This is a genomic window from Spongiibacter thalassae, from assembly GCF_012272835.1.
Classification (GTDB): Bacteria; Pseudomonadota; Gammaproteobacteria; order Pseudomonadales; family Spongiibacteraceae; genus Spongiibacter; species Spongiibacter thalassae.
Genome location: NZ_JAAWWK010000007.1, coordinates 45,128 through 59,168, shown reverse-complemented (window position 1 = coordinate 59,168; position 14,041 = coordinate 45,128). Strand labels below are relative to the sequence as shown.

Below are 14,041 nucleotides of genomic sequence, written 5' to 3'. Positions count from 1 at the left end.
AGCCTCAGTTGACGCCTTTGAGTAAACCATCGAGACTGTTGTCTGACACCAGCCCAGAATAACGCCATGCAACTGCTCCTCACCAAGCACATCACCGATCGACTGCTAACCTCATTAAACAGCATTCTTCAGGACCACTATCCCCACATCGACCGCGCCAATCTCGGCCTGCAATGCGAGTTAAAAAAAATCCGCTGGTGGGTGATCGATGAAGACAGCAATCTCGACATTCTCTACCGGCTATGCGCGCAATTACGCCGCACGCATATCCCCGACATCGCCCTTCAGTTGGCCCACCACGCCCTGCTCACCGACTTGGGAATGATGGGCTATGCCATGCTGACCTCGCGCAACCTCGAACAGGCGGTACTCATAGCGGGCCATGCCCTTGAGCAGGCCGAGTACCCGGTAAAGTCCTCTGTTGTTATTCGCGACGATATCGCCGAAGTGCACTTTCGCTGTGACAATCTCAACCCGGAGTACCGACGAATTTTGCTGGACATCGGCACTCTGTCGGCCTGGCGCTATATTCAGGCACTGATTCCCGAGGGCCGTCATATGGTGCCCAGCGCAGTGTTTGTCAGCACAAGCAAAGACCCTCTCAGCGAGCGGCACAGCCACTACTATGGTTGCGAGGTAACCTTTAACGCCCAGAGCGATTGCATTTGCATTCCGGCTTCGTCTCTGTTGCGCCGTATTCCCACCGGCGACAGCCAGCTGCTGCGGGACTGCAATCTGCAAATGCACCACGTGATGAATGCACTGCCCTCGTCCGGGGGCATAGTCGGCAAGGTAAAAACCATTCTGTTCGAACAGCCCCAGGACTGCGCCTTCAAACTCGACGACACCGCCCGACTACTCAATATGAACCCCAACACCCTGCGGCGACAGTTGATCGAAAAGGGCACCAGTTTTCGCGCCTTATCCAACGAGGTCAGAATGGAGCTGGCTAGCCAGTACCTGGTACAAACCGCCATGCCCATCAAGCAGATCGCTTACCAGCTTTGCTACCACGAACCGAATAATTTCATTCGCGCCTTCAAGGCATGCAGGGGGCTTTCTCCCCTGCAATACCGTAAGCAATCAGTCGCGGAATCGGTAACGCACGGGCAGTGAGTTGAGGCCACTGACAAAGCCACTTTGAATATACGCTGGCTCGCCTGCCTGCTCGATAAACTCCAACTGGGGCAGCAATTTTTCCAGGAACACCGCGATTTCCAGCCGCGCCAGGTGCATACCCGGACAGTTGTGTCGGCCAACCCCAAAGGCCAGGTGGCGGCTTCTGTCCCGTTTGATATCAAACTTGGCAGGGCTGGCTATAGCCTCACCGTCACGGTTGGCTGAATCGAAAAACATCGCCACCGTCTCCCCCGCCTTCAGTGATACACCGGACAAGGTGGTATCCTTAAGCACAGTGCGAGCAAAATGCTTCACCGGTGATACCCACCGAATCATCTCGTCGGCGGCACCGGGGTACAGCCCTGGCTCAGCCAACAGCAAGCGATGTTGTTCCGGGAAATCCAGTAGCGCTTTAACACCACCGGCCAGCGAGGCACTGGTGGTGTCATGGCCCGCGGTCGCCAGCAGTACGAAATAAGAGATCAGGGTAAAGGGGTCCAATGGCTCGCCGTTAACGTTGGCATTTGCCAGAACACTGGCGATATCATTCACCGGCTCATTGCGGCGTTGCTCGGCTAATTGGGTAAAAAACTCCGCCAATGCCGTGAGGGTTTCACCGTATACCGTGCTGAGGTCACTTTCCTCAGTCACATAACTCTCCGCGGCAAACAGACGCTGGGTGAGGTTGAGAATGGTGGGTTCATCCTCCTCGCTGATGCCGATCATTTGCAGCACCACCCTCAGGGGATACCAGAAGGCAATATCCGCTGCGAAGTCACACTCCCCCCCCATCGACCGCATACGATCGATAAATTGGTCGGCAATCACATCTATTCTGCCGCGCATGGCGGCGACATTTTTTGGCATAAACCAGTCGCGGGTAATGGCGCGCAGAGCGAGGTGCTGGGGGCCGTCCATATGCACCAGGGTTTTCACTCCTTGCATATCACCAAAGCGATTCAGGTTTTCAATTTCCAGGCTTTCCGGGATCAATACCGCCCGGGGCTCTGCACTGAACAGCTCCGGGGTGGATTCGATATAGCGAATATCGTCGTAACGGGTGGCGGCCCAGAAGGGTCGAAACCGCTCCGGTTCGACGTAACACACCGGCTGGTGTTCACGCAGGTGATCCAGTATCTGGCGGATCAACTGAGGGTCGGCATAAGCAGTCGATTCGACCAGCAGGGTAGGGTCTATCCCAGCGTTTAGGGGGCTTCCATTGGTAGCGTTCATAATCATTGTCCTGGGTGGCAAACCCGGCTCATGCCGCCGGGTTTGGCAGGGTTAATCAGAAATAGGTGCTCAAGCTCAAGCCGACAATACGGGGAGTATTTAGATAGGCATTAAACGAGCCTTCCTGCAACGGCGCAGCAAAGTAGATGGTCCGGTAGGTCACGTCTGTACAGTTTTTACAGAACATATTCAGTGCCCATTCCTGCCCCCCCATGTAGCGCAACCCGGCACTGAGGTCCCACAGGGTATACGGCCCCTGGGTGGGCTCGGTGGCGAAATCTACCCCGGCATAGTGCTCGCCGCTGTATGACGCCGACAGGCGCAGAGAGCCGTAGAAGGTATCCGATAACTGTTCTTCGTAATTCAATACACCTACCGCCGATAGCGTGGGCGCCCGCGCGGTTTCACGACCGTCGAGGTGACGTACTGTCTCAGGGCCGTCGGCCAGATCGCCGAACTTGGCATCTAGTACGGTGATATTCAGCTCGGCGCGCAGAGACTCTGAAGCCTGGAACTGGTTCTCGATTTCCATGCCGCGGGAAGTCGCCTCACCTGTGTTTTCAGTAAAGAAGTTCAGGCCGGTAAAGAAGTTGATTTGCAGGTCGGTGAAGTGGGTTTCAAACACCGAGATATTGGTCTGGCCACGGTCATCGAGGTAGCGGGATTTCAGGCCCAACTCAAGACTCTCTGCATATTCCGGCTCATACACGGTGTTATCAAAGTTATCCGCTTCAAAAAACAGATTGACCGCCCCGGATTTATAACCGCGGCTATAAGTCGCATAGGCCATTACATCGTCGTTAAAGGTGTACTGCAAAGATGCCGTACCGGACACTACGCCGCTTTCAAAGGAATCCTGAAAGCTCGGCCCCCAGTACAAACCGGCAACATCGAAGGCATTACGGGGGGTAGACGCATCACCGGAGGGCGGTGCGCCGGTCGCGCCGGAATTCACAATCGCCTGGGCCGCCGGAGAGTTATACCAGTAGATATTGTCGTAGCCGCCGGATTTTTCATCCACCGAATAACGCAGCCCCGCCACCAATGTCCACGCCTCGTTGAGCATGGTCTGGGTGTGGAAAAACACCGCCGCGCTCTCGGCGTCCTGATAGTAGTGCTCAACACTGACCGGCTCGCCACCCTCGGGGGCGAGTTGGCCATTGGCACAGCCACCCAGCTCACACAGCACGGCGGCTTGTCCCGGAGCGGCCATATTTGCCACGAGAAAGCTGACATAGGCATTGGTGTCAGTATCTGCCACCAGGCTGCGCTGGCTGTCAAAGGTTTCCAGCGAGTAGTACAACCCTGCCACAAAATCCGTTGGCCCCCACACCCAGGACACATTCACCTCCTGGGACCAGAAGTCGATCTCGGCGGGCTCCTCAAGTACCACCAGGTGGGCCGGGCCAAAATCAGCATCGCCTTGTATCTGGTTTTCCTTGAAGTAGCGAACCCCGGTCACCGACGCGATATCCATATCTTCCAGCGCCCAGTCCAGCTTCCAGGTCAGACCGATATCCTTGATAACCGCCCGTGAATCCTTGTTATTGTTGGTCAGACGGCCGCGCTCGGCATCGGGCGCCTTGTACAACTCCAGACCACGCTGGTTGGCAAAATACTCTACCCCATCGGTCAGCGGCCCGCTCACCACCTGCACACTACCCCAGCAACAACCGGTATTGGAGTTGGAATAATCAAAAATCAGCAGCGACTCCAGGGTGTCACTCACATCGAACAGCCACTGGACCTTGGCCGATTGACGGTCAGTGTTGTTGAAGGTACGACCGTTTTGCTGGGGGCTGCGGTAATAGCCATCTTCCTGATTTGACATCAGTGACACCCGCACCGCATTGCGCTCATTGATGGGCATATTTATCGCCGCTGAGGCATAACGTTTTTCGTAACTACCTCCAATAACTTCAAGCCTTCCCTCGACCATATCCAGACTGGGGCGGGTACTGTTCAGCGACAGCGCCCCGGCAACGGTATTCTTGCCAAACAGGGTACCCTGCGGCCCGCGCAGTAGCTCCAGTCCGGCAATGTCATTCATATCCGACAGGGCCATACCCGAGCGCGACCGATACACGCCATCAATAAACACCCCGACAGCCCCTTCAAAGGTGCGGCCATTGCCCACCGAACCAATACCACGAATTTTCAGGCTGGCATTCTGGGAGCTCTGGCCCACATCAAAGCTGATACTCGGATTAACATCGGTCAAATCCTTGGTACTGAACACCCCGGCTTCGCGCATGGCTTCGCCGCTCATTGCGGTAATAGACAGCGGCACGTCCTGGGCACTCTGGGTTCGCTTCTGCGCCGAAACGATCACCTCTTCGAGCACCGCGGCACGAAGACCGGGAGCAAGCAGCCCCGTCAGACACAGCGTCGCCACTGTTATTGACCTATAGAATGCGTTCACATTTTTCTCCTGGTGTTAAACCACTATGCTTATTAAAGTTATTTCTTATACCGCGCTACAGGCGCTTATCATTGTTCTTTCGACGGGGTACGCCGATTCAGTATAGTTGCGGTAATGACTGGGCGAGTCGCCAAACCACCGTTTAAACGCGCGGTAAAATGCTGGCTGGCTGGCAAAGCCCAAGCGCTCCGACAGATCAACAAGGGATACACCGTCATCGCGAATCTGCTCACGGCAGATATCCATACGCACCGTATCCAGGATTTCCTTGAAGGAGGTATTAGCGTCACCCAGCCGGCGCTGCAAGGTGCGCGACGACATACCCATGCTCGCCGCCACCGACTCCAGCGTTGCCTTTTCTTCGCGAATATTGGCAAATACTTCGCGGTACACACTGGCCACTATGCGGTCTTCCTGACTAAGTGCCCGCAGCTCCCGCTGGGCCTGCTCAAACAGGGTGCCGTGTACCGAGCTGTCGGCCCGCACCAGACGATTGCCCAGGCTTTGCTGACACAGCTCAATGGATACCCTCTCGCTGCCCAACTGCAGCGCGGGTGCCGTCATTTCCGCGAGCACGCGGGCACAGCTATCGCTGCTCATGGTGAAGGGCTTGTCATCCGGCGCCGCCTGACGATCCGGTGAGTTTTTGCACACCAGAGTAAACCAACTGGCCAGATAGAATTCCTGCAACGCTACACTGGGACGTGGCCCCTGGGGCATACGCCACACCAATTCCGTAGTAGCAACGTCACCATCGACCACGGTTTCGCAGACATCAATAAAGCCCTGATCCAGCAGCAAGGGCGAGAATTGCTGAATATCTGCCAGCACCTGACGGGTGGTGGGGGAGCTCATTATCAGGTAATCCATGATGGTCACTGCATGCTGCCCGACATAGACACCCGCCCTGCGCGGCCAAGTGGGATCACCCACAAGCTCGGCGCCAGCGGCCAACACATGTTCAAACATATTTACTGACAGTCGGCCCGAGTCGCCGAACTGTTCCACAGGCGACCAGCCAAGCCGCGCTCGCAATTGCGTGGGGTTAACGCCCTCTTCACTCAGGCAGGACATCAGGCCATCAACGTAAGGTCTACACACTGTAGGCAGTCGCATCGCTTACTCCACTATTACTATTGTTATTTTGTTTGTGGGAATAACAATACGCGGCGGCAATGGGCAGCTCCAGAGAAAACTATCATTTTAGACCTTCGCAAACTATCATTTAAGACCGGAATACCCCCCCTATCTTCTCCTACACTACAACCAACAAGCGCTGCAGCACCGACGCAAAACCCTCGCGAGGCACCAGTACCGGCACTGGCAGGCGACTGCCTTCCCTGGCTGCCGCACTGGCAAGATCCTCTACGTCCGCCGCTGCCAGCTTGTCCAGGCCCGCGGCGATATTGAGCCGCTGATTCAAGGCCACCACTTCGGCAATAAAGGCCCTGGCCGCCTCACCATCGCTGCCGCTCTCACTAAAGCCGAGCACACGGGCCAGGTTCGCCAGACGAGACGCACAGGCGTCGAAGGTTTCCTCCAGCACATAGGGCAACACCACGGCATTGGCCAGCCCGTGGGGGATGCCATAGACCCGGCCCAACTGGTGGGCCAGTGCATGCACATTGCCAATATTTGTGTCGTTAATTGCGAGGCCGGCGTAGCAGGCCGCCAGTGACATCTGCTCACGGGCTTCCAGATCGCCGCCGTTCTGGTAGGCCCTGGGCAAATGCGTAAATATCATTTTAATTGCCGCCAGGGCGTAGCGTTCGCAGCGGGGATTGCACCACACACTGATGTAGGCCTCGATCGCATGGGTCAGCGCATCCATTCCGGTAGCTGCGGTAATCGCCGGTGGCAGGCCGGTGAGCAGTGCCGGGTCAAGGGCCACCGCCACTGGCACCATCTTCGGGTCGGCGACATAGGCCTTGAGGTGGGTGTCGCTGTCGGCGATCACCGCCCCCTTGGTAACCTCAGAACCCGTACCCGATGTGGTCGGAATCGCATAAAGTGGCACCGGAGGGTGTTTAACCTTGAAATAGCCCTCCAGCTTGCGCGGTGCAAAGCCGTTGGTCGCCGCCGCCGCAATGGTTTTACCGGTATCAATCGATGAACCACCGCCAATAGCCAGCACGGCGTCGGCACGATGCTGCCGAAACACCTCCAGCCCCGCCTCAACAATCGAGAACGTCGGGTCGGGCAGCACGCCATCAAAGACCGCGCAGGCGACACCCAGCTCATCGCAACGCGCCACCAATGGCTGAATCAAACCCAATTCAACCAGTGGTTTGTCGCTCACAATCAACAAACGAGACGTTCCCTGACCGGCAATATGCCCAACCAACTGACGGCTACTGCCCTCGCCGGCAAACAGGGTAAACACATCCGGGGGCATAAAACGGATAACCGCCGCCATCATGCCGAGGTAGGCTTTGTGAATAACGCGCTTGATAAATGTCATGGGCCATCCCTGTGTACGGAGAGCGGGATGAAAGTGTAGAGCGGCCTGGTTGGCAGGGCTTGTTGTAATGCGACAGCCGTGGTCGGCGCAGGTCAGTGAAACAGGACCAGTACAGGGCGACTCGCCACTTGCTGAAGGCGCTTTTTCACGCACATATGCTGGCGTAGCATGACCCCGGTCGCCGCAAATTTTTCGGCGTTAAAGCATGACGGCAACAGAACTAAAGTGCTGGATCATCGACAATATTTTGCAGGGTATTGGCCAACCAGGCGGCCACCGTGGAAGCCAGTTCACCGCTCAATGTTGGCAAGGGGTACAGGTCGCGATACAGCCACACGCCACTCAACAAGCAGGTGTTTTGTGGTGGAAGTGGCGGGGCGGGAGCGCGATATCAGTCGCTGACGGCATCGCTCTTTAGGTCTGCCTGCGTAGAAAAATCCACACTGCCACCCAGCTGCCCCTGAGCATCAACACTTAAATGGGGTAGCCCCAATGTCTCCAGCCAGCGACTACCTTGCTCACCTTTAAGCAGTGCAACGGTTGCGCCGGTTCCCGCGATAAGACACAGGGGAGCCACCACCGACACCGAGGCAAGGTTGCCGGTAACAGGCCAGCCGGTTTCAGGGTTAAGCAGATGGCTGTAACGCCGACCGTCAATCACCATGTAACGTTCGTAGTCGCCGCTGCTGGCCAAGCCGCCACTATGCAAAGCCAACACAGCAATAGCAGACTCGGGGGCGCGGGGGTGACGAATGCCAATGCGCCAGGGACTGCCATCGGGGTGGGGGCCGATGGCGTGGATGTCTCCGCCCAGCTCAACCAAACCGTGCTGAATACCGTTGTCACCACAGACCCGGGCGGCGGCATCGGCGGCGTACTCCTTACCAAAGCCACCAAAATCGAGCTGCATTCCCGCCAGAGGAAGCGAAACCTCGCGACCGTTCCATACCACCCTCTGCCAGCCAATCAGAGGAAGCAGTTCAGCAATGGCGGCATCGGTGGGCAGCAGACCGGATTTAAAGTCCCATGCCCGCCGAAGCACCCCGGAGGTAATATCAAACAGCCCCCCGCTCTGCTGCCACGCCGTGTCGGCATAGCCCAGCAATGCGGCGGTTTCGTCATCGACCCGCAGGGACGACTGACCCGCGGCGCGATTAATCGCGCTAAGCACACTGTCGTCGCGGTAGCGGGAGTATTTATATTCAATGCGCTGGACTTCAGCCTGAGCCAAAGCAGCGGCGCGGTCGGCCTGCTGCCGTGTTGCGGCATACAAACGTAGCTCGCAGGGACTGGCCATAGCGGTGAAGGTGTAGTGATATTCTTCCATCGGCCGCAAGTGTACCCTGAATCACCTCAGGGCCGAAGACGCGGGGGCGGCAACTCTGCGGACCGTGTTATCAGTTATTGATTTTTTAAGGTGCGTGTTTATGATCGGAAGAAAGGATTGAAGTAAAAACACAGGGATCAAGTCTACTAAACTAGCAGCGTCCTGTCGCTTAATGCTACGCCCCAAAAGCTCCACAACCGCTATTTATAGCGTCCGCTGAAAAGAAGCATAGAGTCAATGGCGAAGGACAATCATCACTACGTTCCCAAAGGATACCTTCGAGGATTCACTATCGAAGGCGAGAAATCGTTGATTTGGGAATACGATAAAAATACGGGAGGGATCTCCCGACAACCTAAATCAATCAGTTATATTTGCTCCGAACATCATTACTACGCTCAGAAAAACGAAGACGGAACAGTTGATCATGAGTCGATGGAAAATGCCTTTCACTATATAGAAGATAAGGCCCCCCGTATTATTGCGAAAATCGAGTTTCCAGGTACAGGCAAGAAAGTAATTCTAACTGATAAAGAGCGTGAGATTTTAAGCTTTTTTGCGGCCATTCAGCTTTTCCGGGTACCGAATTTCCGAGAAGGTATTGAGGAACTACATCGTAGGGTTGTAGAGGTTGGGCTTGACTACATAGTGAATAAAGACAAAGAGGAAGAAAAACTCCCAAGGGTGATCGAAGAGCTATATAAACAAGGCAAAATAAAAATCGATATCGAGCAGTCCGTAAGCCTAGAACCTATGATCAACATGGCTAAAACGGGAGCCTGTAGGCTATTAGAAAAGGTATGGCATTTTGCAGCACCCGCGAGTGGCATGACCTTCGTCACTTCTGATAATCCTGTCTATTTCCAAACACCTGCAGAACATCGAGAACAGGTCGGCCCACAAATTGGACCGATGCACCCATTTTCAGAAGTCACACTCCCCCTCAGAAAGGATCTATTGCTTATATTCTCGCCATCTTTTAAGCGAACACCGAGCCAGTGTGAGCGATTGGGTTGCACTTCGGTGCAACTCGACAAGGCAGACACCAAGAACATGAACAAGCGAACCGCTCTAGCAGCGGCACAGTACGTTTACTCTTCTGAAAAGTCGGAAGCTTTGGCCAGAATGGTCGGTAAATTGAGAGGTAGTTCTCAGCGTGTGGTCGTGTAAACATCTACCAAACAGCAGCACTGGCAGCGCTAGCGTTTTAGAAACGTTGTTCCACGTCCATACTGTTGTGGAGAACGCGGATCACAACAATACTGGATTCCGTGCCGGCTCGATAAAAGATGACATGACTGCCTTGGCTAAACTTCTTGTACCCCGGCTTTATGTCTTCCGCATCGCGGCCAATATCAGGCTGGCGCGCAAGTAGCCTGAAGGCATCGTCAAGTTGTTTGAGGTATTTATCGCGTTGACGCTTTCCCCACTTTTCAGAGGTAAAGCGCCCGATATGAATAATGTCTTTTCGAGCAGCGGAGGTGAGCAGGAAAGAGGGCATCAATGAGCTTCGTTATCCAATTCTGCAATAACACTTTCAAGCGAGTACTCTGCTATCCCGCTTTGCTCACCTTCATCCAGGAGGCGCCGTAATCTTTCAAGTTTGCTCTCAGTCTCTTCAAGCAAACGCAACCCCGCTCGCACCACTTCGCTCGCAGATCCATAGCGGCCACTTTCAAGCTGTGCAGCAATGAACTCATCAAAATGGGGGCCAAGGGTAATACTGGTGTTTCTGGCCATGAGGAGCCTCCTGTACCAAATATTGGTACATTCTGGCAAGGAACCCATAACAAGGCAAGGCAGAGCAATCGGCCATCCGCATTGCGCATTCTCTGGCCAATCCATAAACGCGGTGTGGCCAACTTATGGGTAAACCAACACCGCCGTCACTATAGCTTCCAGTGAATACCCAGCGTGAGAATATCGAATTCGACCAATGCGGGGTTTTCCAGCGCGACCTCTTCCAGGGAGTAGTCTGCACTGGCGCGGTAGCTCTCCCATTCCAGCTGGGTAGTGAGGCCACCCCAGTCCTTGCTCGCCATCAGCCGCGCGCTGATCGCGCCATAGGGCGACAGGCGGTAGTCCGACGAGCCCAGCCCATCGCTCCGTGCGGTAAAGAAGTACGGGGCGTAGAAATGCGCCTGGGTTTGGGTGTAATAGCGCAGCGAGGGGGTCAGCATCCAGCCACCAGGCAGGTTCTGATACCACGCGGCATCGACGGTGTGGGAGGTGACCTCCCAATTGTCGTCGAAGAAGCGATAGTCCAGGTGCAGGGCCGCTTTGGCTCCCGGCACAAAGTGCCTCAGCTTGGCCTCCACCACCATCGGTGTGCGCTCATCGGGGCGGCTATCGGCAAAGGTATTGCTCTGATCTACCACCCAATATTTTTTATAGGGGTCGGACAGGTAGCCGTCGTGAACCGCGTAGCTGAGGCTGCCCTGCACTACCGTGCGGGCGTTAATAATCTGACTGACGCCGACAAAGGCATTGAGACTGGTCTTGGCAGCGCGGTCTACCCGATCAGCGAGGGCACGGCCATCGGTGGGTTCCAGGGTGTCGTCGCTGTAGCCAAAGCCTGCACTATAGGTGCGCTGGGATTCCGCCTGTTCCAGGTCCAGCGCCGCGCCGACGTTCACCGCCTCGTAGTCGTTTTCGGTGGAATATCCCCCCACCACCGCCAGCGACCACTGCTTGTCGAAGTAATGAGTCGCGGTGAGCTGCACATCCTTGCGTTCTTCCTTGATGCTGGCGCCGCTCATAATCTGCACCGGGCCGCTGTCACCGCTGCCGGGCAGTATGAACCACGGGGATGCGCCGCTCAGGGTCTCGAAGGACAGGTCTACGGCGATATCTGACTGGGTGCCCGCCGGAGCGGCAAAGCGCAGCATGTGGCTGTCGATTTCAAAGCGCTTTGGCGAGCCGCCACCGAGTTTGTTCCTATCGAGGTCGGCTTCGCGATAAGCGGAATATTTATAGTCAAAACTGGCTTCTGCCAAAGGGGCTGCCGCATTGGCCTCGCTGACAATACCGGGAATCGCCAGTGCCGCGGCACCGAGGGCGGCCAAGGCCTGGCCTGCTGTCGGCTGAGTTTTTTTGTTATCAGTTACAGCCACAGCCACCTCCCCCTGCACTGGCACCACCATTGCTCGACTCTTTGCTGAAGTAGACATGGCCGCGCTGGGCGGCGGTCTGTGCATCGGGGCTCCAGGCCATTTCCGGTCGGGCGAGGTAGGCCCGCTCCCAGGGTTTGACCTCGGTAATACCGCAGGCCGAAAGTAGCAGGAGCATGACAACAACGGCGAATCTTGCCATTACTGGGCCTCCTCCTTTAATAATTTGGTGATGGCTCCGCGCAGCGCCTGTTCATCACCGGGGCGAAAACCTTCGTGAACATGATGTACGGTGCCACTGCGATCCAGTAGAAAGGCGGTAGGCATACCCTTCACTCCGAACTCACCGGGGAGTTTCTGGCCGGCATCATAGATCACCGGATAATCGACGGGGCGTTCCTTGAGAAAGCTGAGTGCGTCGTCGCGATAGCTATCGACATTGATCGCCACCACATGGAAGCCTTGCTCGCTGAATTCCTGATATAGAGTATTAAGTGCCGGCAGCGAGACTCGACAGGGGCCACACCAGGAGGCCCAGAAGTCGATATAAACCACTTTCCCCTTCAATGACTGGCTGTCGAACAGCTCGGCATTGGCCGGGGCAGTAATCAGCGGCCCGCGAAAATAGGGGGCCTTGTCGCCTGCCGTCAGGGCGTGGCTCATCGCCGACACCGTCAGCGCCGCGACCAACGTCAGCGAAGGTAAAATACGATTCATCACAACCTCAGACCTTATTATGGTTTTCATCACTACTGAATGAAGGCCAGTCAATGTAGCCCGATGCTGCACAGTTTGGCAACGACACACAGTAGCCTCACGCGCCTGAAAACTGCACTCGCAGGTCTTTTTTCAACACCTTGCCCGAGGGGTTGCGCGGCAGCGCCTCGACATAGACCAATTTTTTCGGCAGTTTAAAGCTCGCCAGCGAGCCACGGCAGAAGTCGGTCAGGGCTGTAATATCCAGTTCCTCACCCTTGGCAACCAGCACCGCCAACGGCACTTCTCCCCATTTCTCGTCAGGCACACCGATCACTGCGACATCGGCAATGGCCGGGTGACCCAGTAGCAGGGCTTCTATCTCTGCCGGATAGATGTTCTCGCCACCGGAAATAATCATGTCTTTAACCCGGTCTTTTATAAAGAGGTAGCCCTCATCGTCCAGGCAGCCGGCATCGCCGGTGTGCAGCCAGCCATCAACAATGGTCGATGCCGTGGCCTCGTCGCGCTTCCAGTAGCCTTTCATAATTTGCGGGCCGCGGGCCAGAATTTCGCCAATTTCACCCACCGGCAGGCTATTGCCCTGCTCGTCGATAATTTTAATCTCGCTGCCGTACACCGCTCGGCCGCAGGATTTGAGCAACTCAGGCTTGTCGGCCAGGGCCCGCTGATGGCCCTCTGGCGGCAAAAAGGTCAGGGCGGTGGTCGCCTCGGTTTGACCATAGCCGTGGGCAAATTTGCAGTCGAAGACCTCCAGACACTGTTTGAGCAGATCCGGTGACATCGGCGACGCGCCATAGGAAATAAACTCCAACGAGGAGAAATCGTAGTCGCGGACATTGGGCACCGCGAGGGCAAATTGGAGCATTACCGGCACGGCGGACATCAAGGTGATACGCTCGCGGCCGATAGCCTCCAGCATTGCCACCGGATTAAAGTCCCGATGAATCACCAGACCACCGCCGAACATCACTGTCCACAATGACCCCACCAAGCCCACCGCGTGAAAACTCGGGGCGATCATCAGCCCCCGATCCCCCGCCCGAATACTCTGCCCGTGGGTGAGTATGGACTGGAAGGCATTGGTCACCACACCCCGGTGGCTTATCAGCGCCCCCTTTGGCACACCGGTGGTACCACTGGTGTACATCTGCACAAACACATCATCGCCATGCACACTGACCGGGCAAATCGGTGCGATCCCCCCCAGCCACTTGTTCAGCAGCAGCGGCTCGTCATCATCGTAGATGGCGGCCACGAAAGCGCCACCCCCGTTCAGGTCGGGCAGCAGGGTTTGAAATTCGCTATCGTGGAAGAAGCCCACCACCTCGGCGTCGTTGCTGATGACCGCCACCTCGGCGGCACTCAAGCGGTAGTTGATCGCCACCGGCACCACGCCAGCGGCGCCGCAGCCGAGAAACAGCAACAGATTATCCACCGAGTTCTTGCACAGAATGCCCACGCGGTCTTCCCGCTGTACCCCGGAGGCTTGAAGCCGCGCGGCGATCTGGCCTATACGGAGCCACGCCTCGCGGTGGGTCAGGCTTTGCTGGTCGTCTTTGGCAAACAGCATTGTCGGGCGCATTTCCGCCTGAAAGGCAAGTACATCAAGCAGTGTATCGAACATGTAAGGCTCCGTTATTCGCGGTTGT

At 56.2% G+C, this 14,041-nt stretch carries 13 protein-coding genes; 2 read left to right on the top strand and 11 right to left on the bottom strand.

Going from position 1 to position 14,041, the window contains the following annotated elements; genetic code table 11:
• Window positions 1-66 precede the first annotated feature (66 nt).
• A complete protein-coding gene (locus HCU74_RS17720; RefSeq protein WP_168451773.1) occupies window positions 67-1,116 on the top strand; it encodes a helix-turn-helix transcriptional regulator in 1,050 nt (349 codons plus the stop codon).
• On the opposite strand, the gene HCU74_RS17715 is transcribed toward HCU74_RS17720, so the two are convergent.
• From HCU74_RS17715 to HCU74_RS17695, 5 genes are all read right to left on the bottom strand, one after another.
• Complete coding sequence (locus HCU74_RS17715) at window positions 1,084-2,352, bottom strand: cytochrome P450 (protein ID WP_168451772.1); 1,269 nt, start codon at window positions 2,350-2,352, stop codon at window positions 1,084-1,086. The two genes, HCU74_RS17720 and HCU74_RS17715, sit on opposite strands and share 33 nt — an antisense overlap.
• 55 nt (window positions 2,353-2,407) lie before the next feature.
• On the bottom strand, window positions 2,408-4,774 hold the full coding sequence (locus HCU74_RS17710) for a TonB-dependent receptor domain-containing protein (protein WP_168451771.1): 2,367 nt from the start codon (window positions 4,772-4,774) through the stop codon (window positions 2,408-2,410).
• A 45-nt stretch (window positions 4,775-4,819) separates the two neighbouring features.
• Window positions 4,820-5,890 carry an AraC family transcriptional regulator gene (locus HCU74_RS17705; protein WP_168451770.1) on the bottom strand — a complete coding sequence of 357 codons (1,071 nt, stop codon included), beginning with the start codon at window positions 5,888-5,890 and terminating at the stop codon, window positions 4,820-4,822.
• 139 nt (window positions 5,891-6,029) lie between these two features.
• Window positions 6,030-7,235, bottom strand: a complete 1,206-nt coding sequence (locus tag HCU74_RS17700; protein WP_168451769.1) for an iron-containing alcohol dehydrogenase — start codon at window positions 7,233-7,235, stop codon at window positions 6,030-6,032.
• A 391-nt stretch (window positions 7,236-7,626) separates the two neighbouring features.
• Entirely contained in the window at window positions 7,627-8,562 is a 936-nt protein-coding gene (locus HCU74_RS17695; protein WP_168451768.1) for an FAD:protein FMN transferase, read from the bottom strand.
• A 237-nt stretch (window positions 8,563-8,799) separates the two neighbouring features.
• On the opposite strand from HCU74_RS17695, the gene HCU74_RS17690 reads away from it, so the two are divergent.
• Window positions 8,800-9,732, top strand: coding sequence for a DUF4238 domain-containing protein (locus tag HCU74_RS17690; RefSeq protein WP_168451767.1), 933 nt, complete (start codon window positions 8,800-8,802; stop codon window positions 9,730-9,732).
• A 37-nt stretch (window positions 9,733-9,769) separates the two neighbouring features.
• On the opposite strand, the gene HCU74_RS17685 is transcribed toward HCU74_RS17690, so the two are convergent.
• The 6 genes from HCU74_RS17685 to HCU74_RS17660 all read right to left on the bottom strand — a co-directional run bounded on the left by HCU74_RS17685 (window position 9,770) and on the right by HCU74_RS17660 (window position 14,016).
• Window positions 9,770-10,063: a type II toxin-antitoxin system RelE/ParE family toxin gene (locus tag HCU74_RS17685; RefSeq protein WP_168451766.1), complete on the bottom strand. Its 294-nt coding sequence runs from the start codon at window positions 10,061-10,063 to the stop codon at window positions 9,770-9,772.
• The gene (locus HCU74_RS17680; RefSeq protein WP_168451765.1) at window positions 10,063-10,302 is read right to left on the bottom strand and encodes a type II toxin-antitoxin system ParD family antitoxin; all 240 of its coding nucleotides are present in this window, start codon (window positions 10,300-10,302) and stop codon (window positions 10,063-10,065) included. Before HCU74_RS17680 ends, HCU74_RS17685 begins: the two co-directional genes overlap by 1 nt.
• Before the next feature lie 149 nt (window positions 10,303-10,451).
• Entirely contained in the window at window positions 10,452-11,675 is a 1,224-nt protein-coding gene (locus HCU74_RS17675) for a DUF3570 domain-containing protein (protein WP_168451764.1), read from the bottom strand.
• Complete coding sequence (locus tag HCU74_RS17670; RefSeq protein WP_168451763.1) at window positions 11,662-11,874, bottom strand: DUF4266 domain-containing protein; 213 nt, start codon at window positions 11,872-11,874, stop codon at window positions 11,662-11,664. Before HCU74_RS17670 ends, HCU74_RS17675 begins: the two co-directional genes overlap by 14 nt.
• Window positions 11,874-12,389, bottom strand: a complete 516-nt coding sequence (locus tag HCU74_RS17665; protein WP_168451762.1) for a TlpA family protein disulfide reductase — start codon at window positions 12,387-12,389, stop codon at window positions 11,874-11,876. The genes HCU74_RS17670 and HCU74_RS17665 overlap by 1 nt, the downstream gene beginning before the upstream one ends.
• Before the next feature lie 97 nt (window positions 12,390-12,486).
• Complete coding sequence (locus HCU74_RS17660) at window positions 12,487-14,016, bottom strand: class I adenylate-forming enzyme family protein (RefSeq protein ID WP_168451761.1); 1,530 nt, start codon at window positions 14,014-14,016, stop codon at window positions 12,487-12,489.
• Window positions 14,017-14,041: the final 25 nt, after the last annotated feature.

Excerpts from the sequence above, each read along its gene's own strand:
- HCU74_RS17685 (WP_168451766.1), bottom strand. The coding sequence starts at position 10,063 with ATGCCCTCTTTCCTGCTCACCTCCGCTGCTCGAAAAGACATTATTCAT.
- HCU74_RS17720 (WP_168451773.1), top strand. The coding sequence starts at position 67 with ATGCAACTGCTCCTCACCAAGCACATCACCGATCGACTGCTAACCTCA.
- HCU74_RS17715 (WP_168451772.1), bottom strand. The coding sequence starts at position 2,352 with ATGAACGCTACCAATGGAAGCCCCCTAAACGCTGGGATAGACCCTACC.
- HCU74_RS17670 (WP_168451763.1), bottom strand. The coding sequence starts at position 11,874 with ATGGCAAGATTCGCCGTTGTTGTCATGCTCCTGCTACTTTCGGCCTGC.
- HCU74_RS17700 (WP_168451769.1), bottom strand. The coding sequence starts at position 7,235 with ATGACATTTATCAAGCGCGTTATTCACAAAGCCTACCTCGGCATGATG.
- HCU74_RS17690 (WP_168451767.1), top strand. The coding sequence starts at position 8,800 with ATGGCGAAGGACAATCATCACTACGTTCCCAAAGGATACCTTCGAGGA.
- HCU74_RS17680 (WP_168451765.1), bottom strand. The coding sequence starts at position 10,302 with ATGGCCAGAAACACCAGTATTACCCTTGGCCCCCATTTTGATGAGTTC.
- HCU74_RS17665 (WP_168451762.1), bottom strand. The coding sequence starts at position 12,389 with ATGAATCGTATTTTACCTTCGCTGACGTTGGTCGCGGCGCTGACGGTG.
- HCU74_RS17695 (WP_168451768.1), bottom strand. The coding sequence starts at position 8,562 with ATGGAAGAATATCACTACACCTTCACCGCTATGGCCAGTCCCTGCGAG.
- HCU74_RS17705 (WP_168451770.1), bottom strand. The coding sequence starts at position 5,890 with ATGCGACTGCCTACAGTGTGTAGACCTTACGTTGATGGCCTGATGTCC.
- HCU74_RS17660 (WP_168451761.1), bottom strand. The coding sequence starts at position 14,016 with ATGTTCGATACACTGCTTGATGTACTTGCCTTTCAGGCGGAAATGCGC.